This window comes from Dactylosporangium sp. NPDC050588 (assembly GCF_040654975.1).
GTDB lineage: Bacteria > Actinomycetota > Actinomycetes > Mycobacteriales > Micromonosporaceae > Dactylosporangium > Dactylosporangium maewongense.
The window spans coordinates 29,035-51,785 of the sequence record NZ_JBFAJA010000096.1 but is presented as its reverse complement, the minus strand read 5'-3'; the positions used below and the strand labels follow the sequence as shown (position 1 = coordinate 51,785).

At 71.5% G+C, this 22,751-nt stretch carries 19 protein-coding genes; 2 read left to right on the top strand and 17 right to left on the bottom strand.

What is annotated here, in order from left to right; all coding sequences use genetic code 11:
• Positions 1-51: 51 nt before the first annotated feature.
• The 5 genes from carB to pyrR are packed head-to-tail and all read right to left on the bottom strand — an operon-like array spanning position 52 to position 7,156.
• On the bottom strand, positions 52-3,354 hold the full coding sequence (gene carB / locus AB0I21_RS47275) for a carbamoyl-phosphate synthase large subunit (RefSeq protein WP_360570978.1): 3,303 nt from the start codon (positions 3,352-3,354) through the stop codon (positions 52-54).
• Positions 3,347-4,459 (bottom strand): glutamine-hydrolyzing carbamoyl-phosphate synthase small subunit, encoded by a 1,113-nt coding sequence (gene carA / locus AB0I21_RS47270; protein WP_360570975.1) that lies wholly within the window; start codon positions 4,457-4,459, stop codon positions 3,347-3,349. The genes carB and carA overlap by 8 nt, the downstream gene beginning before the upstream one ends.
• Positions 4,456-5,682 carry a dihydroorotase gene (locus AB0I21_RS47265; protein ID WP_360570973.1) on the bottom strand — a complete coding sequence of 409 codons (1,227 nt, stop codon included), beginning with the start codon at positions 5,680-5,682 and terminating at the stop codon, positions 4,456-4,458. The genes carA and AB0I21_RS47265 overlap by 4 nt, the downstream gene beginning before the upstream one ends.
• Entirely contained in the window at positions 5,679-6,590 is a 912-nt protein-coding gene (locus tag AB0I21_RS47260) for an aspartate carbamoyltransferase catalytic subunit (RefSeq protein WP_344503562.1), read from the bottom strand. The genes AB0I21_RS47265 and AB0I21_RS47260 overlap by 4 nt, the downstream gene beginning before the upstream one ends.
• Complete coding sequence (gene pyrR, locus AB0I21_RS47255; protein ID WP_344503561.1) at positions 6,587-7,156, bottom strand: bifunctional pyr operon transcriptional regulator/uracil phosphoribosyltransferase PyrR; 570 nt, start codon at positions 7,154-7,156, stop codon at positions 6,587-6,589. The genes AB0I21_RS47260 and pyrR overlap by 4 nt, the downstream gene beginning before the upstream one ends.
• Before the next feature lie 190 nt (positions 7,157-7,346).
• Between pyrR and AB0I21_RS47250 the strand changes: the two genes are divergently transcribed.
• Positions 7,347-7,835, top strand: coding sequence for a transcriptional regulator (locus AB0I21_RS47250; RefSeq protein ID WP_033356835.1), 489 nt, complete (start codon positions 7,347-7,349; stop codon positions 7,833-7,835).
• Between the two features lie 205 nt (positions 7,836-8,040).
• Here AB0I21_RS47250 and nusB read toward each other — a convergent pair whose 3' ends face one another.
• Both nusB and efp read right to left on the bottom strand, forming a co-directional pair.
• Positions 8,041-8,448, bottom strand: a complete 408-nt coding sequence (gene nusB / locus AB0I21_RS47245) for a transcription antitermination factor NusB (protein WP_344503658.1) — start codon at positions 8,446-8,448, stop codon at positions 8,041-8,043.
• Between the two features lie 50 nt (positions 8,449-8,498).
• Positions 8,499-9,056, bottom strand: a complete 558-nt coding sequence (efp, locus tag AB0I21_RS47240) for an elongation factor P (RefSeq protein ID WP_344503560.1) — start codon at positions 9,054-9,056, stop codon at positions 8,499-8,501.
• A 138-nt stretch (positions 9,057-9,194) separates the two neighbouring features.
• Between efp and mptB the strand changes: the two genes are divergently transcribed.
• On the top strand, positions 9,195-10,574 hold the full coding sequence (mptB, locus tag AB0I21_RS47235) for a polyprenol phosphomannose-dependent alpha 1,6 mannosyltransferase MptB (RefSeq protein ID WP_360570971.1): 1,380 nt from the start codon (positions 9,195-9,197) through the stop codon (positions 10,572-10,574).
• A gap of 858 nt (positions 10,575-11,432) precedes the next feature.
• Here the strand turns inward: mptB and aroB are convergent.
• From aroB to AB0I21_RS47185, 10 genes are all read right to left on the bottom strand, one after another.
• Positions 11,433-12,500, bottom strand: a complete 1,068-nt coding sequence (gene aroB, locus AB0I21_RS47230) for a 3-dehydroquinate synthase (protein WP_360570969.1) — start codon at positions 12,498-12,500, stop codon at positions 11,433-11,435.
• 40 nt (positions 12,501-12,540) lie between these two features.
• Positions 12,541-13,038 (bottom strand): shikimate kinase, encoded by a 498-nt coding sequence (locus AB0I21_RS47225; protein WP_360570967.1) that lies wholly within the window; start codon positions 13,036-13,038, stop codon positions 12,541-12,543.
• Positions 13,035-14,213 (bottom strand): chorismate synthase, encoded by a 1,179-nt coding sequence (gene aroC / locus AB0I21_RS47220; RefSeq protein ID WP_360570965.1) that lies wholly within the window; start codon positions 14,211-14,213, stop codon positions 13,035-13,037. The genes AB0I21_RS47225 and aroC overlap by 4 nt, the downstream gene beginning before the upstream one ends.
• Positions 14,214-14,311: 98 nt before the next feature.
• Complete coding sequence (locus tag AB0I21_RS47215) at positions 14,312-15,106, bottom strand: shikimate dehydrogenase (RefSeq protein ID WP_360570963.1); 795 nt, start codon at positions 15,104-15,106, stop codon at positions 14,312-14,314.
• The gene (mltG, locus tag AB0I21_RS47210; protein WP_360570961.1) at positions 15,107-16,300 is read right to left on the bottom strand and encodes an endolytic transglycosylase MltG; all 1,194 of its coding nucleotides are present in this window, start codon (positions 16,298-16,300) and stop codon (positions 15,107-15,109) included.
• Positions 16,301-16,321: 21 nt separating this feature from the next.
• Complete coding sequence (ruvX, locus tag AB0I21_RS47205; RefSeq protein WP_360570959.1) at positions 16,322-16,789, bottom strand: Holliday junction resolvase RuvX; 468 nt, start codon at positions 16,787-16,789, stop codon at positions 16,322-16,324.
• Between the two features lie 86 nt (positions 16,790-16,875).
• Positions 16,876-19,536, bottom strand: a complete 2,661-nt coding sequence (gene alaS, locus AB0I21_RS47200; RefSeq protein ID WP_360570957.1) for an alanine--tRNA ligase — start codon at positions 19,534-19,536, stop codon at positions 16,876-16,878.
• The gene (locus AB0I21_RS47195) at positions 19,533-19,799 is read right to left on the bottom strand and encodes a hypothetical protein (protein WP_344503550.1); all 267 of its coding nucleotides are present in this window, start codon (positions 19,797-19,799) and stop codon (positions 19,533-19,535) included. Before AB0I21_RS47195 ends, alaS begins: the two co-directional genes overlap by 4 nt.
• A gap of 55 nt (positions 19,800-19,854) precedes the next feature.
• Positions 19,855-20,304: a DUF948 domain-containing protein gene (locus AB0I21_RS47190; protein WP_344503657.1), complete on the bottom strand. Its 450-nt coding sequence runs from the start codon at positions 20,302-20,304 to the stop codon at positions 19,855-19,857.
• Between the two features lie 103 nt (positions 20,305-20,407).
• Positions 20,408-22,751, bottom strand: a 2,344-nt coding sequence (locus AB0I21_RS47185; RefSeq protein WP_360570954.1) for a hypothetical protein, incomplete at its 5' end; no start/stop codon positions are given.

Sequence of the window (22,751 nt, the reverse complement as noted above, 5' to 3'; positions counted from 1 at the left end):
CGAGCCGAACCTGCACTGCCCGTGAGCGGCCCGAGCCGCTCCGCTGGCCGCTCACTGCTGCCCGCGCAGGGCGGCGTGCAGCTCCTGCAGCGGCCGGACCGTCATCTCGCCGCGCAGCAGCGCCTCGACGCCCATGACCGCGGCCGCCGCGCCCGGCAGCGTGGTGATGCACGGGATGTCGGCGACGACCGCCGCGCTGCGGATCTCGTAGCCGTCCTGCCGGCCGCTGGAGCCCTGCGGGGTGTTGATCACCAGGGCGACCTCGCCGCCGGCGATCATCGACACGGCGTTGCGGCCGCCGCCCTCCTCGAAGTGCTTCGGCACGATCTCGCAGGCGACCCCGTACCGGCGCAGCACCTGCCCGGTGCCGGCGGTGGCGACGATCGAGAAGCCGAGGTCGGCGAGCCGCTTGACCGGGAACACGATGCCACGCTTGTCCCGGTTGGCGACCGTGACCAGCACCGTGCCCGTGGTGGGCAGCGACCCGTACGCGGCGGCCTGCGACTTCGCGAAGGCGTGGCCGAAGGACGTGTCGATGCCCATGACCTCACCGGTCGACTTCATCTCCGGGCCGAGCAGGTTGTCCACGCCCTTGCCCTCGATCGTGCGGAAGCGCTTGAACGGCAGCACCGCCTCCTTGACCGCGATCGGCGCGTGCTCCGGCGGGGTGCCGCCGTCACCGGTCTCGGGCAGCAGGCCCTCGGCGCGCAGCTCGGCGATCGTGGCGCCGAGCGCGATGCGGGCCGCGGCCTTCGCCAGGGGCACCGCCGTCGCCTTCGACACGAACGGCACGGTGCGCGACGCGCGCGGGTTGGCCTCCAGGACGTACAGGACGTCGTCCTTCAGCGCGTACTGGACGTTGAGCAGCCCCTGGACGCCGATGCCACGGGCGAGGGCGACCGTGTAGCGCCGCACCTCGTCCAGGTGCATCCCGGCGAGGGTGATCGGCGGCAGCACGCAGGAGGAGTCGCCGGAGTGGATGCCGGCCTCCTCGATGTGCTCCATGATCCCGCCGACGTAGACCTCGCCGTCCTTGTCGCACAGCGCGTCGACGTCGATCTCGATGGCGTCGTCGAGGAACCGGTCGACCAGCACCGGGTGCGCCGGGGAGATCTCGGTGGCCCGGGCGATGTAGCCGCGCAGGGTCTGCTCGTCGTAGACGATCTCCATGCCGCGGCCGCCCAGCACGTACGAGGGCCGCACCAGCACCGGGTAGCCGATCTCGTCGGCGATGAGCTTGGCCTCGCCGAAGCTGGTCGCGGTGCCGTGCGCCGGCGCGGTCAGGCCGGCCCCGGTGAGGAGCTTGCCGAACGCGCCGCGGTCCTCGGCCAGGTCGATCGCCTCGGGCGAGGTGCCGACGATCGGCACGCCCGCGTCGGCGAGCTGCTGGGCGAGGCCGAGCGGGGTCTGCCCGCCGAGCTGCACGACGACGCCGACGACGCCGGGGCCGCCGGCGGCCTTGCCGGACTCGTCCTCGGCGTGCACGACCTCCAGGACGTCCTCGAACGTGAGCGGCTCGAAGTACAGCCGGTCCGCGGTGTCGTAGTCGGTGGACACCGTCTCCGGGTTGCAGTTGACCATGACGGTCTCGAAGCCCTTGGCGCGCAGCGCCATGACCGCGTGCACGCACGAGTAGTCGAACTCGATGCCCTGCCCGATCCGGTTCGGCCCGGAGCCCAGGATGATGACCTTGGGCCGGTCCGACGGGACGACCTCGGTCTCCTCCTCGTAGGTGCTGTAGTGGTACGGGGTGCCGGCCGCGAACTCGGCGGCGCAGGTGTCGACGGTCTTGTAGACGGGCCGCAGGCCGAGCCGCTGGCGGAGGCTGCGCACGCCGTCCTCGCCGGCGAACTCGGGCCGCAGCGCGGCGATCTGCCGGTCGGACAGGCCGGCCCGCTTCGCCGTGCGCAGCAGCGGCTCGTCGAGCACGGCGGCGCTGAGGATCTCGGCGCGCAGGTCGACGAGCGCGGCGATCTGGTCGACGAACCACGGGTCGAAGCCGCTCGCCTCGGACACGGCCGCGACGCTGTGCCCCTCCCGCAGCGCGCGTTCGGCGGTGTACAGCCGGCCGTCGTGCGGCACCTTCAGCGCTTCGATCGGGTCGACGCCCGCCTTGTCGGGGTAGGTCCAGAAGCCGGCGGCCTTGGTCTCCATCGACCGCATCGCCTTGCCCAGGGCCTCCTGGAAGGTGCGGCCCATCGACATGGCCTCGCCGACCGACTTCATGGTCGTGGTCAGCTCCGCGTCCGCGCCGGGGAACTTCTCGAACGCGAACCGCGGGATCTTCACCACGACGTAGTCGAGCGAGGGCTCGAACGCCGCCGGCGTCTTGAGGGTGATGTCGTTGGGGATCTCGTCCAGGGTGTAGCCGATGGCGAGCTTCGCGGCGATCTTCGCGATCGGGAAGCCGGTCGCCTTGCTGGCCAGGGCGCTGGAGCGGGAGACGCGCGGGTTCATCTCGATGACGACCAGCCGGCCGGTCTGCGGGTGCACCGCGAACTGGATGTTGCAGCCGCCGGTGTCGACGCCGACCTCGCGCAGCACGGCGATGCCGAGGTCGCGCAGCCGCTGGTACTCGACGTCGGTGAGCGTCATGGCGGGCGCGACGGTCACGGAGTCGCCGGTGTGCACGCCCATCGCGTCGACGTTCTCGATGGAGCAGACGACGACCACGTTGTCGTGCTTGTCGCGCATCAGCTCCAGCTCGTACTCCTTCCAGCCGAGCACGCTCTCCTCGATGAGGACCTCGTGCACCGGGGAGGCGACGAGGCCGCCACCGGCGAGCCGCTCGAGGTCGGCGTCGGTGTGCGCCATGCCGGAGCCGAGCCCGCCCATGGTGAACGACGGGCGGATGACGACCGGCAGGCCGAGCTCGGCGACGGTCGCGCGGACCTCGTCCATCGAGTGGCACACCCGGCTGCGCGGGGTCTCGCCGCCGGCCTTGGCGACGATGTCCTTGAACAGCTGCCGGTCCTCGCCACGCCGGATGGCGTCGATGTTGGCGCCGATGAGCTCGACGCCGTACTTGTCCAGCACGCCCGCCTCGTGCAGCGCGACGGCGGTGTTGAGCGCGGTCTGCCCGCCGAGCGTGGCGAGCAGCGCGTCGGGGCGCTCCTTGGCGATGACCTGCTCGACGAACTCGGGGGTGATCGGCTCGACGTACGTGGCGTCGGCGAACTCCGGGTCGGTCATGATGGTGGCCGGGTTGGAGTTGACGAGGCTGACCCGCAGCCCTTCGGCGCGCAGGACACGGCACGCCTGGGTGCCGGAGTAGTCGAACTCGCACGCCTGGCCGATGACGATCGGGCCGGAGCCGATGACGAGGACGTGCCGGAGATCGGTCCGCTTAGGCATTGGTTTTCATCAACTCCGCGAATCTGTCGAACAGGTAGTCCGCGTCGTGCGGCCCCGCTGCCGCCTCCGGGTGGTACTGGACGGTGAAGGCCGGCACGTCGAGGCAGCGCAGGCCCTCGACGACGTTGTCGTTGAGGCAGACGTGGCTGACCTCGACCTCGCCGAACTCGGTGCTCGTCCTTGTGTCGATCGGCGCGTCCACGGCGAAGCCGTGGTTGTGGCTGGTGACCTCGACCTTGCCGGTGGTCCGGTCCAGGACGGGCTGATTGATCCCGCGGTGGCCGTAGCCCAGCTTGTACGTGCCGAACCCGAGCGCGCGGCCGAGGATCTGGCTGCCGAAGCAGATGCCGAAGAGCGGGATTTTTGCCGACAGAACCGATTTGGCCAGCGCGACCGGACCGTCGGCGGTGGCCGGGTCGCCCGGGCCGGGCGAGAAGAACACCGCGTCGGCGTTCAGCGCGCGGATGTCCTCCAGGGTGGTGCTCGCGGGCAGCACGTGGGTGGTCACGCCGCGGGCGGCCAGCCGGCGCGGGACGTTGCGCTTGATGCCCAGGTCGATCGCGGCCACCGTGAAGCGGTGCTCGCCCTCGGCCTCCACGGTGTACCGCTCGGGCGTGCTCACCTCGGCGGACAGGTCCGCGCCGAGCATCTCGGGCTGCTGGCGGACGCGCTCGAGGATGCCGTCGCGGTCGTCGTCGACGCTGGAGACGCCGACGCGCATCGCGCCGCGCTCGCGCAGGTGGCGGGTGAGGGCGCGGGTGTCGACGCCGCTGATCCCGACGATCCCCTCGACCGCGAGCCGGTCCTGGAGGCTGCCGGAGGCGCGCCAGTTGGAGTAGGACCGGGCGGGGTCGCGCACCACGTAACCGGCGACCCAGACGCGGCCCGACTCGTCGTCCTCGACGTTGATCCCGGTGTTGCCGATCTGCGGCGCGGTCTGCACGACGACCTGCCGGTGGTAGGACGGGTCGGTCAGCGTCTCCTGGTAGCCGGTCATGCCGGTGTTGAACACCGCCTCGCCGAAGGTCTCCCCGATGCTGCCGAAGGCCTCGCCGCGGAAGGTGCGGCCGTCCTCCAGTACCAACAATGCTGCTCTGCGCTTCACCGAGTCGCCTTTCCGTTCAACACCGTCGGCTCGCCGCGCAGGTAGGTCGCCTCGACGCGACCGCGCAGCTCCATCCCGGCGTATGGGGTGTTGCGTGACCGGCTGGCCAGGGCGGTCGGGTCGACCGTCCACCGGACCTCCGGATCGAAGACCGCGATGTTCGCGACCTGACCGACCTTCAGGGCGTGGCCGTGCCCGGTCAGACCGGCGATCTTCGCCGGCGCGACGGACATCCAGTCCGTGATCCTGTCCCACTGCGGCCCCATCGTCTGTACGACGATCGCCAGGGCGGTCTCCAGGCCGAGCATCCCCGGCCTGGCGTACGCCCACTCGCACTCCTTGTCCTCGACGCTGTGCGGGGCGTGGTCGGTCGCGACGCAGTCGATCGTGCCGTCCTGCAGGCCCTTGCGCAGCGCGAGCACGTCGGCCTGGGTCCGCAGCGGGGGGTTCACCTTGTACACCGGGTCGTAGTCGACGGCGAGGTCCTCAGTGAGCAGCAGGTGGTGCGGCGTCACCTCGGCGGTCACCCGCCAGCCCTTGGACTTCGCCCAGCGGATCAGCTCGACGCTGCCGGCGGTCGACACGTGGCAGATGTGCAGGCGGGCGCCGACGTGGCCGGCGAGGAGCACGTCCCGGGCGATGATCGCCTCCTCGGCGACGGCCGGCCAGCCGGTCATGCCCAGGCGGGCGGCGACCTCGCCCTCGTTCATCTGCGCACCGGTGGTCAGCCGCGGCTCCTCGGCGTGCTGGGCGACGACCCCGTCGAACGCCTTGACGTATTCGAGGGCCCGGCGCATCAGGCGCGGGTCGTGCACGCAGTGGCCGTCGTCGGAGAACACGCGGACCTTCGCCGCCGAGTCGGCCATCGCACCGAGCTCGGCGAGCTGCTCGCCGCCCAGCCCGACGGTGACGGCGCCGATCGGCTGCACGTCGACGAGCCCCGCCTCGCGGCCCAGGCGCCACACCTGCTCCACGACGCCGGCCGTGTCGGCGACCGGTGACGTGTTGGCCATCGCGCACACGGCCGTGTACCCGCCGAGCGCGGCGGCCCGGGACCCGGACTCGACCGTCTCGGCGTCCTCCCGCCCGGGCTCCCGCAGATGGGTGTGCAGGTCCACGAGCCCGGGGAGCGCGATCTTGCCACCCTTTTTGTCCGGATTTATGCGGACAACAACCCCGTCTTCGACGGTGATCTCGCCCAGCTGGGTGTCCGAGATGATCACGCTTTGCCTCCGAGCAGCAGGTAGAGGACGGCCATCCGCACGGACACCCCGTTGGCGACCTGTTCGACGATGGTGGAGCGCGGCGAGTCCGCGACCTCGGGCGCGATCTCCATGCCCCGGTTCATCGGCCCGGGGTGCATGACGATCGCGTGCTCGGGCAGCCGGCTCATGCGCGGCACGTCGAAGCCGTAGCGCCGCGCGTACTCCCGCTCCGAGGGGAAGTACGCCTGGTTCATTCTTTCCCGCTGGACCCGCAGCATCATGACGACGTCGGAATCCGGGACCACCGCGTCGAGGTCGTAGGACGTGCTGGCCGGCCACGCCCCGACGCCGACCGGCAGCAGCGTGGGCGGTGCGACGAGCGTCACCTTCGCGCCGAGGGTGTGCAGCAGCTGCACGTTCGACCTGGCCACCCTGGAGTGCAGCACGTCGCCGACGATGGCCACGTTGAGCCCGGCGAGCCTGCCGAGGCGGTTGCGCATGGTGTACGCGTCGAGCAGGGCCTGCGTCGGGTGCTCGTGCGTGCCGTCGCCGGCGTTCACGACGCTGCCCTCGACCCAGTTGGCGAGCCGGTGCGGCGCGCCGCTGGCCGGGTGGCGGATCACGACCGCGTCGGCGCCCATCGCCTGCAGCGTCAGGGCGGTGTCCTTGAGACTTTCGCCCTTCGAGACGCTGGAGCCCTTCGCCGAGAAGTTGATGACGTCGGCCGACAGCCGCTTCGCCGCCGCCTCGAACGAGATCCGGGTCCTGGTCGAGTCCTCGTAGAACAGGTTCACCACGGTGCGCCCCCGCAGCGCGGGCAGCTTCTTCACCTCGCGCCCCGCGATGCTCGCCATCTCCGCCGCGGTGTCGAGCACCAGCGTGGCGGCGGCGGCGTCCAGGTCGGCGGCGCTGAGCAGGTGCTTCATGCCTGCCTCTCCTTGCTCACGATCACCACGGCGTCGTCGCCGTCCTGCTCGGCGACGGACACCCGGACGCTCTCGTCGATCGAGGTCGGGATGTTCTTACCGACGTAGTCGGCGCGGATCGGCAGCTCGCGATGGCCCCGGTCGACGAGGACCGCCAGCTGGACCATCCGCGGCCGGCCGAGATCCTTGAGCGCGTCGAGGGCCGCGCGGACCGTGCGGCCGGAGAAGAGGACGTCGTCGACGAGGATCACGCGGCGCCCGTCGAGGCCACCGGGCGGGATCTCCGTGTGACCCAGCGCACGGGTCGCCTGGAGGCGAAGATCGTCCCGATAGAGCGTGATGTCCAACACACCCACCGGGATCTCAGCACCCTCGAAAGTGGCGATCCTGGCGGCGAGTCTGCGAGCGAGCGGTACGCCTCGGGTAGGTATGCCGAGCAGCACCGTTTCGGTGGCTCCGGACGTCTTTTCCAGAATCTGATGGGCAATCCGGTCCACCACACGGGCGACATCTGCCGCCGTTAGGATGGTTTTGCCCAGCTCAGCGCCTGTTGTCGGGGTCGACAAACCAGACCTCCTTCCCCGCCTCACCGGACGGGTCGTTAAAGGACGTCGAACGGCAACCACCCTAACAACCGCCCTGACCTGGGCAACGGATGGGTCTCGACCACTTGACCCCGCGACTTCTGCCAGTTACGGTCACGCTCCGTAGCGATCGCTGGGGAAACCCCTCAGGCCAGTGACTGGGAGTGTCCGTATGCCGTCTGAGTACGCCAAGTCTCTTGGTGCTCGCCTGCGCTCGATCCGACAGCAGCAGGGGCTGTCTCTGCAGGGTGTCGAGGAGAAGTCGGCAGGGCGCTGGAAGGCCGTCGTCGTCGGTTCGTATGAGCGGGGCGACCGGGCCGTCACCGTGTCCCGCCTGGCCGAGCTCGCCGAGTTCTACCGCGTCCCCGTCGCCGAGCTGCTGCCCGAGGGCAGCGGTGTCAGGCACGAGCCCACCAACAAGATCGTCCTGGACCTGGAGCGGCTGTACGACGCCGGCGCCGAGGACCTTGCCTACGTGGCCCGCTACGCGCGCGCCATCCAGCAGCAGCGCGGCGACTACAACGGTCGCGTGCTGTCCATCCGGGCCGACGACCTGCGCGCCCTGGCGATCGTCTACGACGCCTCGCCGTCGGGGCTGGTCGAGCGGCTCAACGAGCACGGTGTGCTGGTCACCGACCCGCGCAGCCTGTTTCAGTCCTGACCTTCCGTAGCAAGGAGGGGGCCGCTCCGGCGGCCCCCTCCTTGCGTTGATACCCGCCCACGATGGGGCGGACATCACCCTCCGCGGAGGGCGTGATGATGATCTCGCCGGGCCGCCGGCCCCCATGAAAACGCACAAAACCGGGCGGATCCCCCGTCGTCCGACGGCGGATCACACCCGGCTCAACTGGCTTGCCAGCGGCGTCTTACGTGGCGTAGTCGGCGATCCGGCCCAGGATGCCGTTGAGGAAGCGAGGCGAGTCGTCGGTCGACAGCGTCTCCGCGAGCTCGACCGCCTCCGTGATCGCCACGGGGTTGTCGATCTCGTCGTTGTAGAGCAGCTCGTACACCGCGATGCGGGCCAGGTTCCGGTCGACCACCGGCATCCGCTCCAGGGTCCACCCCTCGGCGTAGCTGGACAGCAGCTCGTCGATCCGGACGGCGTGGCTCTCCACACCCTCCACCAGCTGGACGGTGTACGGCAGGTAGCCCGGCTTCGGCTCCTCGAGATTCGCCACGTAGGACGTCAGGACCGACCCGCGCGGCTCACCGCGCAGGTCGGCCTGGTAGAGCACGTCGAGGGCACGCTTGCGGGCCTTCCGCCGCGCGGTCATCTGCGCGGTGACGTCGCCCCCGAGAAAGGAGCCCCCACTGAAGGACACGGTCAGGACCGGCCGAGGTAACGGCTGTCGCGGGTGTCGACCTTGATCTTCTCGCCGATGTTGATGAACAGCGGCACGTTGACCGTGGCGCCCGTCTCGACCGTCGCCGGCTTGGTGCCACCCGTGGAGCGGTCGCCCTGCAGGCCCGGCTCGGTGTAGGTGACCTCGAGGATCACCGAGGTCGGCAGCTCGACGTACAGCGGCACACCCTCGTGGGTCGCCACCGTCACCTCGGCCTCGGGGAGCAGGAACTTGGTCCCCTCGCCGACCGTGCCGGCGGGGACGGAGATCTGCTCGTAGGACTGCAGATCCATGAACACGTAGTCTTCGCCGTCGATGTACAGATACTGCATCGTCCGCTTGTCGACGGTGGCGGTCTCGACCTTCGTCCCGGCGTTGAACGTGCGGTCGACCACCTTGCCGGAGAGCACGTTCTTCAGGGTGGTCCGCACGAACGCGCCGCCCTTGCCCGGCTTCACATGCTGGAACTCAACAACGGCCCACAGATCGCCGTCGAGGTTGAGCACCAGGCCGTTCTTCAGGTCGTTCGTGGTTGCCATGTGGATAGACGTCACTTTCGTCAGTTGGTCCGTGCGGCATCGTGCCGGCGGAAAGGCCCGAAGCAGTGTACCGGTCGAGGTGGCCGGAGTTCATGTCGCATTGGCCACCAGGACATGAAACTCAGCCAGTGTGCCGTAGTGGGCAGACCGGACATCGTCAACCGTACCCTGGGTTTCGCGGGTTCCGTCGCGATCGCGCTGGGTGGCGCCGCCGCCGGCGCCCTTCCTCGCCGCGACCCGTTCGAGGAGTGGCCGCTGATCCGCGAGCTGCGCGCCTTCCCCCTCGCGGGCGTCGCCGTCACCTACTTCGGGCTGGTGCTGCTGTGCGGCGCGTGGCTGCGCATGCGGTCCACGCTCGACGGCCAGCGCCCCGCCGACCTGATCAAAACCCTGCTGTGGTGGGCGGCCCCGCTCGCCGCCACGGCCCCCATGTTCAGCCGCGACGTGTACAGCTACCTCGCCCAGGGCGCGATGGTGCGGCAGGGGCTCGACGCGTACCGCTGGGGCCCCTCCATGCTCGGCGGCCCCCTCGCCCTGGACGTCCCGCCCATCTGGCAGGACACGCCCGCCCCCTACGGCCCCGTCTTCCTGCGCTGCGCGTCGATGATCGTCGCCGTCACCGGCGAGCACACCGTCGCGGGCGTCTGGGCGATGCGGCTCGTCGCCCTGGCCGGGGTCGCCCTGGCCGTCGCGTGCCTGCCGGGCCTCGCCGCCCGCTTCGGCGTCCCGCCGCAGCGCGCCCTGTGGTTCGGCGCGCTCAACCCGCTGCTCCTGCTCCACCTCGTCGCCGGCGTCCACAACGACGCCCTCATGGTCGGCCTCGTCGCCGCCGGCCTGCTCGCCGCCGTCCGCGACCGCCCCCTGCTCGGCGCCGCCCTCATCGTCGCGGCAGCCCTGGTCAAGGCGCCCGCGATCCTCGCCCTCATCACGGTCGTCGCCCTGACCCGCGGCCGCCGGGGCGCCCTCATCCGCACGGCGGCCGGGGCGGGACTCGCCTTCATCGTGCTCCAGGCCGCGTCCGGCCTGGGCCTGGGCTGGATCGCAGCCCTGCACACCCCCACCACCGTCCGCAACGGCCTCTCTCTCAGCACTGACGTCGGCATGCTCCTCGCCTCCGCCGGCCACCCCTCCGCGATGGCCGTCATCCGCCTCGTCGCGGCGGCCGCGGGCTGCGCGCTCGCCGGCTGGGCCCTGCTGCGCGCCCCGAACCCTGTCGCGGGCCTCGGCCTGGCCCTCGCCGCGATCGTCCTGTGCGGCCCGGTCGTGCACCCGTGGTACCTGCTGTGGCCGATCGTCCCGCTCGCGGCCGGCCTGCACCACCCGCCTCCCGCCGCGATCCGCCTCTCGGTCGGCATCGCGATGTTCCTGCTCCCCTTCGGCGCCCCCACCTACCCGCAGGCCGTCGTGGCCGCCGTGTTCGGCACCGTCGGCGGCATCCTGTACCTGCGCCTGCGCCCACCCCTGCCCACCCTGCTCCCCACCCCAGCCCCTGCCACCCCAGCCCCCGCCACCCCCTGACCACCACAGCCACCCAAACTCTTCCGGATCACACAACCCCCTCTCGAGAAGCCACCCAGCACCCCCACCCCATGATCCGGAAGACTTTATGTCGTCATAGCAGCACAAACTCTTCCGGATCACGGAAACCAGCCCAGGCACCCAGCCAGCCCAGCAATCGACACAGCCCTCTCCCCCATGACCCCGTGCGGCTCCAGCAGCCAGAACCACCAAAACCATTCGGGATCACGAGAAGCCAGCCGGCACCCCTGCCCCATGATCCGGAAGACTTCATGTCGTCATAGCAGCACAAACTCTTCCGGATCACGGAAACCAGCCCAGGCACCCAGCCAGCCCAGCAATCGACACAGCCCTCTCCCCCATGACCCCGTGCGGCTCCAGCAGCCAGAACCACCAGAACCATTCGGGATCACGAGAAGCCAGCCGGCACCCCTGCCCCATGATCCGGAAGACTTTGTGTCGTCATAGCAGCACAAACTCTTCCGGATCACGGAAAACTGCCCTGGTACCAACCGGTCCAGCAATCGGCACAGCCCTCTCCCCCATGATCCCGGGCGGTTTCGGTAGGCAGGGCTACCAGAACCGTTCGGGATCATGAGGAGCCAGCCGACGCCAGCCACCCGCTCCAACAGCGGCCAGCCACCCCGTGATCCGGAAGACTTTGTGACGTCATAGCAGCACAAACTCTTCCGGATCATGGAGACCAGCCCGGGCGCGCATCAGGCCAGCAATCGACGCGGCGCTCTGCCCCGTGATCCCGGGCGGTTCTGGTAGGCAGGGCTACCGGAACCGTTCCGGGAACATGGGAAGTGAGCTGGCACCGGCTGGTCCGGCGGGCTTGCCAGAAGTGTGGTGGGGTCAGGCGGCCACGGCGGCGTAGGCGGCGAAGAGCAGGTCGTCGGGTGGGCCGGCGAGGGTGCCCGGGGTGGCGAGGCCGTCCAGCACGACGAAGCGCAGCGTCGCGCCGCGGGCCTTCTTGTCGACGCGCATCGCGGCGTGGAGGTCGGTCCAGGCGGCGGCGTCGTACGTGACAGGCAGGTCCAGCAGCTTCAGCACCGCGGCGTGGCGGGCGGCGACGTCGGCGGGGAGGCGGCCGGTGAGCCTGCCCAGCTCGGCCGCGTAGACGAGGCCGACGGAGACCGCGTGGCCGTGCTTCCAGCGGTACTGCTCGCGGCGCTCGATCGCGTGGCCCAGGGTGTGACCGTAGTTGAGGATCTCGCGCAGGCCGGACTCGCGCAGGTCGGCGGAGACCACCCGGGCCTTGACGGCGACGGCCTTCTCGACCAGGGATGGCAGCACCGCGCCGTGCGGGTCGAGGGCGAGCGCCGGGTCGGCCTCGACGAGGTCGAGGATGGTGGGGTCGGCGATGAACCCGCACTTGACCACCTCGGCCATGCCGGCGCGCAGGTCGTCGGCGGGCAGCGTGTCCAGGGTCGACAGGTCGCACACGACGCCGGCCGGCGGGTAGAAGGCGCCGACGAGGTTCTTGCCGGCGGCGGTGTTGATGCCGGTCTTCCCGCCCACCGCGGCGTCGACCATGCCGAGCAGGCTGGTCGGGACCTGGACGAGCCGGACGCCCCGCAGCCAGCTCGCGGCGACGAACCCGGCGACGTCGGTGACGGCCCCGCCGCCCACGCCCACGACGGCGTCGCTGCGGGTGAACGCGGCCTCCCCCAGCGCGTCCCAGCAGCCGGCGGCGACGGCGATGTCCTTGCCCGCCTCGGCGTCGGGGACCTCGAGGGGCAGCACCCCGTGGCCGGCGGCCCGCAGCGCCGCCATGACCTGCTCGGCGTGCCCGCGGACGGGCCCGGCGAACAGCACGGCGACCTGCGCCGCGCCGCTGACCAGGGAAGGCACCCGGTCGAAGAGCCCCCGCCCGATCAGGACGGAGTAGCCCGAGACGTCGACCACGGAAACGGCGGTCACAGCAGACCCTCCAACCAAGCGACAACGGCAGCGGAAGCGGTCACAGCTTGCCGGCCAGTTCCTCGGCGATGTCCTCGGGGGTGCGGCCGTCGGTGCCGACGGTGACGGTGGCGACCTGCTCATACAGCGGCCGCCGCTGATCCAGCAGGTACTTCAGCGTGGCCCGCGGGTTGAGCGCGAGCAGCGGCCGGCCGCTGCCGAGCCCGACCCGGGACACCGCGTCGGACAGCTCGACCGTCAGGTAGACCACGGTGTGCCCGGCGAGCAGCTCGCGGGTCTCGGCGGCCAGGATCGCGCCGCCGCCGAGGGCCAGCACCCCGTCGAACGTGGACAGCGCCGAGGCGACCGCGGCGCGCTCCAGCGCGCGGAAGTGGTCCTCGCCCTCGTCGATGAAGATCTCCGGGATCGGCTTGCCCGCGACGGCCTCGATGTCGGCGTCCACGTCGCGGAACTGGACGTCCAACGCGGCGGCGAGCAGCGTGCCGACGGTCGTCTTGCCCGCTCCGGGCGGGCCGACGAGGACGGCGCGAGGCTTCACCGGATGACCAGGTTCGACAGGTAGCCGGCGACGTTGCGCTGGATCTCGGGGACCGAGTCGCCGCCGAACTTCTCCAGGGCCGCCTCGGCGAGGACGAGCGCGACCATCGCCTCGGCGACGACGGCCGCGGCGGGGACCGCGCAGACGTCGGAGCGCTGGTTGATGGCGGTGGCGGGCTCGCCGGTGGTGACGTCGATGGTCTGCAGTGCCCGGTTGAGCGACGAGATGGGCTTCATCGCGGCGCGGACCCGCAGCGGCTCGCCGGTGGTGATGCCGCCCTCGAGACCGCCGGCGCGGTCGGTGACCCGGCGGACGCCGTCGGCGGTGGGGATGATCTCGTCGTGCGCCTGCGAGCCGCGGGAGCGGGCCTGCGTGAACGCGTCACCGATCTCGACGCCCTTGATCGCCTGGATGGACATGAGGGCGGTGGCGAGGCGGGCGTCGAGCTTGCGGTCCCACTGCACGTGGCTGCCGAGGCCCGGCGGGACGCCATAGGCGAGGACCTCGACGATGCCGCCGAGGGTGTCGGCGTCCTTCTTCGCGGCGTCGACCTCCTCGACCATGCGGGCGCTCGCGTCGGGGTCGAGGCAGCGCAGCGGGTCGGCGTCGATGCGGTCGAAGTCCTCGGGCCGGGGCAGCAGGCCGGGCTTGGCGGCGACGGACCCGAGCTCGATGACGTGGGAGACGATGTCGATGCCGAGCGCCTGGCGCAGCAGGGCCTTGGCGACGGTGCCGACGGCGACCCGGGCGGCGGTCTCCCGCGCGCTGGCCCGCTCCAGGATCGGCCTGGCGTCGGTGTGACCGTACTTCTGCATGCCGGCGAGGTCGGCGTGGCCGGGGCGGGGCCGGGTCAGCGGCGCGTTGCGCGCCTGGGCGGCGAGCACGTCGGGGTCGACGGGATCGGCCGCCATGACGGTCTCCCACTTCGGCCACTCGCTGTTGCCGACGCGGATCGCGACGGGGCTGCCGAGGGTGCGCCCGTGCCGGAGGCCGCCGACGAACTCGACCACGTCCTGCTCGAACGCCATCCGCGCGCCGCGGCCATAGCCGAGACGTCGACGGGCCAACTCTGCCGCCACGGACGCGCTCGTCAGCTCGATGCCTGCGGGAACACCCTCCAGGATCGCGACGAGTGCCGGGCCATGCGACTCACCTGCGGTCAACCAGCGCAACACCCGGCAAGCATGTCACGCGGGTATGACACTTCCCGCAATGAGGTCACCAAAGCCCGTCAGGCGGGACGCACCGCCGCCCCACCGGCGGCAGGCAGCCACTAGACAGCACGCAGCGCGGCACGCATCGCCGCGACCGGTGCCGCTTTGCCGGTGAACAGCTCGAACTGGTCGACCGCCTGCCACAGCAGCAGATCGAGCCCTGACACGATCGCGCACCCGGCGGCGGACGCCGCGGCGGCCAGCGGCGTCGGCCACGGCTCATAGATCGCGTCGAACACGACGGGCCGCCCGGACCAGTCCGCGACCGCGAGCGGGTCCGCCGCCCCCTTCGGCACCGTGGAGATCACCACGGGGAACGAGGTGCACGAGTCGAGCGACGACCAGGGCGCGTGCACGAGGTCCACGGAGAGCGCCGAGGCCACCGGCAGCAGCTCTTCAAAAGCTTCGAGCCGCCGCGTGTACAGCGTGACGTCGGCCGACAACGAAGCGGCGGCGGCCAGGGCGGCCCGGGCGGTGCCGCCGCCACCGAGCACGGCGAGCCGCGGCGTGCGCGAGACACCCGCCTCCAGCAGCGCCCGGACCATGCCCGGGGCGTCGGTGTTGTACGCGTGCCACCCGTACGCCCGCCGGACCAGCGTGTTCGCCGCGCCGATCGCCGCCGCGAAGGGGTCGACCATCGCGGCGACCGTCAGCGCGACCTCCTTGAGCGGCATGGTGAGCGACAGCCCGGCCCAGTCGGGCGAGAGCCCGGCGACGAACCCGGGCAGGTCCGCGGTGCCGCACTCGATCGCCGTGTAGGTCCAGTCGCGCAGCCCGGCGGCCGCGTAGCCGGCGTTGTGGATCGCCGGTGAGCGCGAGTGGCTCACCGGCTGGCCGAGGACGGCGGCACGCACCTACTTGACGCCGTTCTTCTGCGCCTGGGCCCACAGCTTCTCGAACTCCGAGTACGTCTTGGCGTATCCGGTGTTGCCGGCCGTGTCGATGGCGCAGAAGTAGTAGTAGTCGTGCTTCGGCGGGTTGATCGCCGCCTTCAGCGCGCTGGTGCCGGGGTTGCTGATCGGACCGATCGGCATGCCCGGGACGTCGTGGGCGTTGTACGGGTTCTTCTTGTTGTGCAGCTCCGAGTTGAGCAGCTCGGTGGACGGCTTGGCGCCCTTGCCGGTGATCCGCAGGTAGTAGTTGACGGTGCTGTCGACCTGCAGGCAGCTGCACGGGAACTTGCCGGAGTAGACCCGGTTGTAGAGCACCCGCACGATGCCCTCCTGGTCCTTGTCGAGGCCCTCGACCTGGGCGATCGACGCGCCGATCAGCGCCTCGTAGGGCGAGATGTGCAGCGAGCTCTGCACGCCGTCGATGAACCCGAGGGACTCGATCTCCTGGTTGAACCGGTTGATGATGATCTTCAAGATGGCGGTCGCGTCGACGTTCGGCGGGAAGTCGTAGGTCGCCGGGAAGAGGAAGCCCTCGATGCTCTTGGCGACGCCCTTGCCGTCCTGACGCTGGAACCACACGTCGGACAGGCCGAGCGCCTTGGTGTCCTGCGAGGCCTTCTCGAACTCCTCGTAGGGGATCTTCGTGACCTCGGACAGCTTCTTGAAGGTGTCCTGGAACGTGAGGCCCTCGGGCAGCGTCACCTTGTTGACCAGGCGGCTCTTCGGGTCGAGCATCATCGACAGGGCCTGGGCGGCGGCCATCTGCTTGCGCAGCTTGTAGAAGCCCGGCTGCAGCTTCTTGCTGCGCTCGTCCTTCTTCGCCGCCTCGACGAACGCCTTCGCGCTCTTCACGACGCCCTTTTCCGCCAACGTGTTGGCGATGTCGGCGGCATACTGGTTGGGCAGGACCTCGACCGTCACTTCGCCGGTGCCGCCGCCGTTGTAGTCCGCAGCGGTGAACATGTCCTTGACCCGGTCGACGCCGACATAGACGCCCAGCGCGAGACCACCGAAGACCAGCAGACTGATGAAGAGCGCGAGGAAGGTCCTCCCGCCACGGCCCTTCCGTCTGCCACGGGCCGGAGCGGACGCGGCGCGGCGTCGATGTCTGCTGGGCCGCTCCTCGTCGTCCCAGCCCAGGTCAAGCTCGCCCATCTGTCCTTCGCCTCCTGGCATTCAGCCGCGAACGGCCCGTCGCGCGTCGAGCCATCGTTGCAGGATCTCCACGGCGGCCACCTGATCGATGACCGCGCGTTGCCGCCTGCCACGGACGCCGCGCTCCGACAGCCTACGTGTTGCCGCCGCGGTGGACATCCTCTCGTCCGTCAGCAAGACCGGCACGGGGTCCGCCAGCTCCGCCAGACGGTCGGCATATCGCCTGATCAGAACGGCTGCGGGCCCTTCCTTGCCGGCCAGGTTAATCGGCAGGCCGACAACGATCTCCACCACTTCGTGTTCCGCGACCAGCCGCAGGATTTCCGACATGTCGGAAGAAACCTTGTCACTCTCGGTGACCTGATCGCGCGGCAGGGTGGCGACGGGGCTCGCGAGGATCCCGTCCGGATCGCACATCGCGACGCCGACGCGGACACTGCCGACGTCGACGCCGATCCGCCTGCCACGGGTCCACGGCTGCGTCGTCACGGGTAGCACCCTATGCGCACCGCGCACCCCGCGAACGCCCGCGGGTAGGTGAATCGACGAATTCACCTACCCGCATGCCAGCCGATCTACAGCGCTCGCTCGACCGCGGCGAGCAGCGCGGGGGCCTCCGCCGCCGGCACGCCGCCGCCCTGCGCGAGGTCGGCGTTGCCGCCGCCACGGCCGGACAGGGCGCCCTTGACCAGGTCACCGGCGGACAGGCCGCGGCTCTTCGCGGCCGCGTTGAGGCCGACGACGAGCGACGCCTTGCCGCCCGCGCGGGCGGCGACGGCGACGACCGCGGGCCGCTCCGCCGGGATCCGGCCGCGGATCTCCTGCACCAGCGTCCGGACCTCGTTCGCGGAGGTGCCCTCGGGCGCCTCGGTGCCGACGTACGCGACGCCGTGCACGTCCTTCGCCGCGTCGGCGAGCCCGCCGGCGTTGGCGAGGACCAGCTGGGTGCGCAGCTTCTCCAGCTCCCGCTCGGCGTCGCGCAGCTGCGCGACGGTCTGCTCGACCCGGTCGGCGACCTGGTCGCCCGGGACCCGGAAGAGCTCGGCCAGGCGCGACACGAGGACGTGCTCGCGCGCCAGGTGCCCGAACGCGTCCAGGCCGACGAGCGCCTCGACCCGTCGTACACCCGAACCGATCGACGACTCGGAGAGGATCTTCACCAGGCCCAGCTGGCTGGAGCGCTCGACGTGCGTGCCGCCGCAGAGCTCGCGGGCGTAGTCGCCGACCTCGACGACGCGGACCTCGTCGCCGTACTTCTCGCCGAACAGCGCCATGGCGCCGAGCTTGCGCGCCTCCTCCTGCGACGTGACGAACGCGTGCACCAGCAGGTCCCGCAGCAGCACCTCGTTCACCTGCTGCTCGACGTCGTGCAGCACGCTCTGCGGCACGGCGCCGGGGGTGTTGAAGTCGAAGCGGAGCCGGCCGGGCGCGTTGAGCGAGCCCGCCTGGGTCGCCGACTCGCCGAGGAAGTTGCGCATCGTCTGGTGGATGAGGTGGGTCGCGGTGTGCGCCCGCGACACGGCCCGCCGGCGGGCGGTGTCGATCTCCGCGAACGCCGACTCGCCGGGCCGGATCTCGCCCTCGAGGATCTTCACCCGGTGCACGATCAGCCCGGGCAGCGGGCTCTGCACGTCGAGGACCTCGGCCTTGCCGCTGCCGGTGGTGATGACACCCAGGTCGGGCATCTGGCCGCCGCCCTCCGCGTAGAACGGGGTGGCGTCCAGCACCAGCGAGATCTCCTCGCCCTGGCCCCCCGCGGCGGCACCGAGCAGCGACCGCACGACCGACTCCCGGGCCACCTCGCGGTAGCCGGTGAACTCGACCGGCCCGCCCTGCTCCAGGGCGGCGCGGAACTGCGACAGGTCGGCGTGGCCGGTCTTGCGGGCCTTCGCGTCGGCCTTGGCGCGGGTGCGCTGCTCGGCCATGAGGCGGCGGAAGCCCTCCTCGTCGACCGTCAGGCCCTGCTCGGCCGCGATCTCCAGGGTCAGGTCGATCGGGAAGCCGTACGTGTCGTGCAGCTGGAACGCCTTGTCCCCGGACAGCACCGTCTTCGACGCGGCGCGCGTCTCCGTGACGGCGGTGTCGAGGATCGTGGTGCCCGCCTTCAGCGTCTGCAGGAAGGCCTCTTCCTCGCCGTACGCGTACGTCGAGATGCGGTCGAAGTCCGCCGCGACCTCCGGGTAGGACGGTGACATGCAGTCCCGCGCGATCGGCAGCAGGATCGGCAGCGCCGGCCCCTCGTGCCAGCCGAGCAGGCGGATCGAGCGGATCGCCCGGCGCAGGATGCGGCGCAGCACGTAGCCGCGGCCCTCGTTCGAGGGCGTGACCCCGTCGGAGATCACCATGAGCGCGGTGCGGACGTGGTCGGCGATGACGCGCAGCCGCACGTCGTCGGGGTGCGACTCGCCGGCCACCTTCGACACGGTCTGCCCGTAGCGCTTGCCGGTCATCTCCGCGGCCTTGCTGAGGATCGGGTTGACCTCGTCGATCTCGTACAGGTTGTCCACACCCTGCAGCATCGAGGCGATGCGCTCCAGGCCCATGCCCGTGTCGATGTTCTTCGCCGGCAGCTCACCGACGATGTCGAAGTCCTCCTTCGACCGCACGTTGGTGATCTCGTACTGCATGAAGACGAGGTTCCAGAACTCCAGGTAACGGTCCTCGTCGACCTCCGGGCCGCCCTCCTTGCCGTAGGCGGGGCCGCGGTCGTAGTACAGCTCGGAGCACGGCCCGGCCGGCCCGGGGATGCCCATCGACCAGAAGTTGTCCTTCTTGCCGCGCCGCACGATCCGCTCGGCGGGCAGGCCGGTCTTCTTCCAGATCTCGATCGCCTCGTCGTCGTCGAGGTAGACCGTCGCCCAGATCCGCTCCGGGTCCAGGCCGAAGCCGCCCTTGTCGACCGGGTTGGTCGACAGGTCCCAGGCGAGCTTGATCGCGCCGTCCTTGAAGTAGTCGCCGAAGCTGAAGTTGCCGTTCATCTGGAAGAACGTGCCGTGCCGGCTGGTCTTGCCGACCTCGTCGATGTCCGGCGTCCGGATGCACTTCTGCACGCTCGCGGCCCGCGGGTAGGGCGGCGTGCGCTGGCCGAGGAAGAACGGCACGAACTGCACCATGCCCGCGTTGATGAACAGCAGGTTCGGGTCGGCGATCGCCGGCAACGGCGCGCTCGGCACGACCGTGTGTCCCGCCCCCTCGAAGTGGGCGAGGAAACGACGCTTGATCTCCGCGGTCTTCATCGGTGCTGCCGGCCTTCCGGGTAAAGGTCTTCGTCGAGGGTCGCGCCTTCCGCGAACGCGGCGTGGATCTCGGCCTCGCGCTCCGCCATGCCGTCACGCACGTCGTCGACGAACCCGCGGACGGTGCCGGCGAGGCCGACGGCCGAGTCGCGCGCCGAGGCGGCGATGCCCTGCGGGGTGAAGGCCTGCGCTTTCTTGGTGACCGCGCGGACGACCAAAGCGCCTATGGCGAGTCCGATCCCGAGCCACAGCATGCGCCGCATGGCTCAACCTTTCTTGTCTCGTTTGTCAGGTGGTGTACGGGCAGCGTCCGCGCGACTAGGCGCGCTTGCGCCGCGACTGCTTGATCTGTTCGCGCACCTCGGCCTCGTCGGCGGCGGCGCGGCGGTTGGCGGCGGCCTTGCGCACGCCGTAGCCGAACGCGGCGACCTTCACGAGCGGGTTCGCCGCGGCCGCACTGACCACTGTGGACAGGTTCGCCACGTTGGCGCTCACGTGCGACACGTTCTCGGTGATCGTGTCGATGCGCGCCAGCTGCATGTTCACCCCGTCAAGCGTGGTGTGCACCTGGCTGAGGGCCACGTTGACATTGTCGATCGTGCTGTTGATCCGCTCCAGCATGGGGGTCGTCTGGTCCGCAGCGTCGCGCAGCGCGCCGGTCGCCGCGTCGATCGTGTGCCGGACCCGGAGGATCGGCACCGCGAGCACCAGCACGAGCACGAAAAAACCACCCGACGCCACCAGCGCCGCGATACCGCCCAGGGACACGGTCACGCCCGTTTCCTCCTTCACCCGCGTGGATGCGCTCATCCAACGGAGGAACCCTACCCTCCGTGATGAGGCGGCGCTTCTCGACCGGCCGGTGTCGCCGTCAACCGCCGCCCTGCTCGCCACCTGGGCCGTAGCTGATCCGGTTGAAGACTTTGATGGTCGCCACCGCGAGGGGGCAGATCGCGGTGGGCGCGGGGCCCGGCTCGCCCTCCCCCGACGGCTGCGGCGCCGGGTCCTGCGACGCGGGCTGGCTGGCCGGTGCCTTCGGCGTCGGCTTGCCCGACTGGGACGGGTTCGCCTGCGACGGGTTCACCGTCGGGCGGGCGCCCTTCACCTCGCAGACGGCCGCGCGCACCCACAGGTCGAGGACGTATTCGTCGCGCTGCCAGCACGTCTCGATCCCGTCGACGCCCTCGGCCTGGCAGTCGGGGATGTCCCACTCGACCCAGCCGGCGTCCTTGAGCTTGCCGACGAACGCCCGGTTGGTCTCCTCCGGCCCGCGCGCCGACTCCCAGGTCCGCTGCCGGGACCGGCACTCCCGGATGCACCAGCGGCTGCCGAGCGCCCCGTCGGTCGGGTTGCGGGCCGCCCACTCCGGAAGGTTGAGGTTGTCGAGCTCCACGAACACCGGGTCACGGGTGAACTCCCGGATCACGAAGAACGCCGCGGGCGCGCTCACCACCGCGAGCACCACGAAGATGATCGTCGCGAGGCGCAGCTGCCGCACCCGCTTGGCCTGCGCGAGCTGCAGCAGCCCGAACGGCGCGATCTGCGTCGTGGACTCCCAGTCGAACGCACCCGGTGTGGTGGCGATGCCGCGGTACGTGGTCGCGGGGTTGGGGTCGAACCGCGCCAGGTCCACGAACGGCTTCGGCGGCGCCTCCCCCGGCTGCCGCGGCACGCCGTAGGGCGAGGGCCGCCCGCCCGGTGCGTTGACTGGTGGCCGCCCGCCGGGCGCGCCGTGCGGGCCGCGCTGCTGTGCTCCCCGCTGCTGCGGACCGCCGCCGGGGTGCGCCGGACCCTGCGCGCCGCCGGGACCGCCGCCGGGCGGGCCGCCCTGGGGGCCGTGCTGGTTGCCGGCCGGGGCGCCCGCCTGGGGTCCGCCGCGCCCGTACGACTCGCCCTGGGCACGGCCGTGCGGGTCGCTCTGGGGGCCGGTGCCGGTCCGCGGGCCGCCCTGGCCGCGCGCGCCGAACGGTCCGGGCTCCTGCGGTCCCGTGCCAGGGCCGTGCGGTCCGGTGTGTTGCGGGCCGGTCTTGTCCGGTCCGGGTTGCTGCGAGCCGACGCCTCTGGAGCCGGCGGAGCCGTGGCCGGCGCGGCTCTGGGCGGCGGCGGGACCTGCCTCGGCGGCGAAGCGGCCGGCCGGCTCGGCGCCGCCGCGGCGCTGCGCCTGCGGGACGGCGCCGGCGGCCGCCTCGAACGACCTACGACCGCCGCTCGACTCCAGATCCGGCTCACCACGACGCTGCGGCGGGATCGGCCCGGCAGCCGCCTCGAACGACCTACGACTACCGCTGGACTCCAGGTCAGGCTCGCCGCGACGCTGCGGCGGGATGGCACCGCCGGCCGCCTCGAACGACCTACGACCGCCACTGGACTCCAGGTCGGGTTCGCCACGACGCTGCGGCGGTGGAACGGCACCGGCAGCCGCCTCGAACGACCTACGACCGCCACTGGACTCCAGGTCCGGTTCGCCACGACGCTGCGGCGGTGGAACGGCACCGGCAGCCGCCTCGAACGACCTACGACCGCCGCTCGACTCCAGGTCCGGCTCGCCACGGCGGGGTTCGGGCGCGGCCCGCCGCCCGCGCGACGGCGACTCCTCGTCGGCGGCCCGGTGTCCGCCCGGTGCCGCCTCACGGGCTGGAGCGTCCCACGCGGACGGCACGCTGCCGCGACCCGTCGCCGGCCCTGCCCCGGGCGCTGCTGTGCGACCCACCGAGGGTCCGGTGCCGGGCACCGGCGTGCGACCCGTCGCCGGCCCGGCCTCGGGCACGGACGTGCGCCCCGTGACGGGCCCGGGCACCGACGTGCGGCCCGCGGCGGGGGTGGCGGGGGTGGCGTCGGGCACGGTCGTGCGGCCCGTGGCAGGCCCGGGAACGGCGGTGCGGCCGGTGGCCGGCGGCACCTCGGGCACGCCGGGGCGACCGGTGACGGGTCCGGGCACCGAGGTGCGGCCGGTCGCGGACACACGGCCGGCTGCGGGCGGAGGGCCGGCCGGCGGGGAGGCGGGTGGGGCGGCCGGCACGGATCCGGTCGCCGGCTCGCGGGGCGCCGCCGGGTCGGCCTGGGGCTGCCAAGGGCCGGCCTCGGGAGCGGCCCGGCGACCCGCCGGCTGCGACGTGTCGGGCGCGGCGCGGCGACCCACCGGCTGGGACGTGTCAGGCGCGGCGCGGCGACCCACCGGCTGGGACGTGTCAGGCGCGGCGCGGCGACCCACCGGC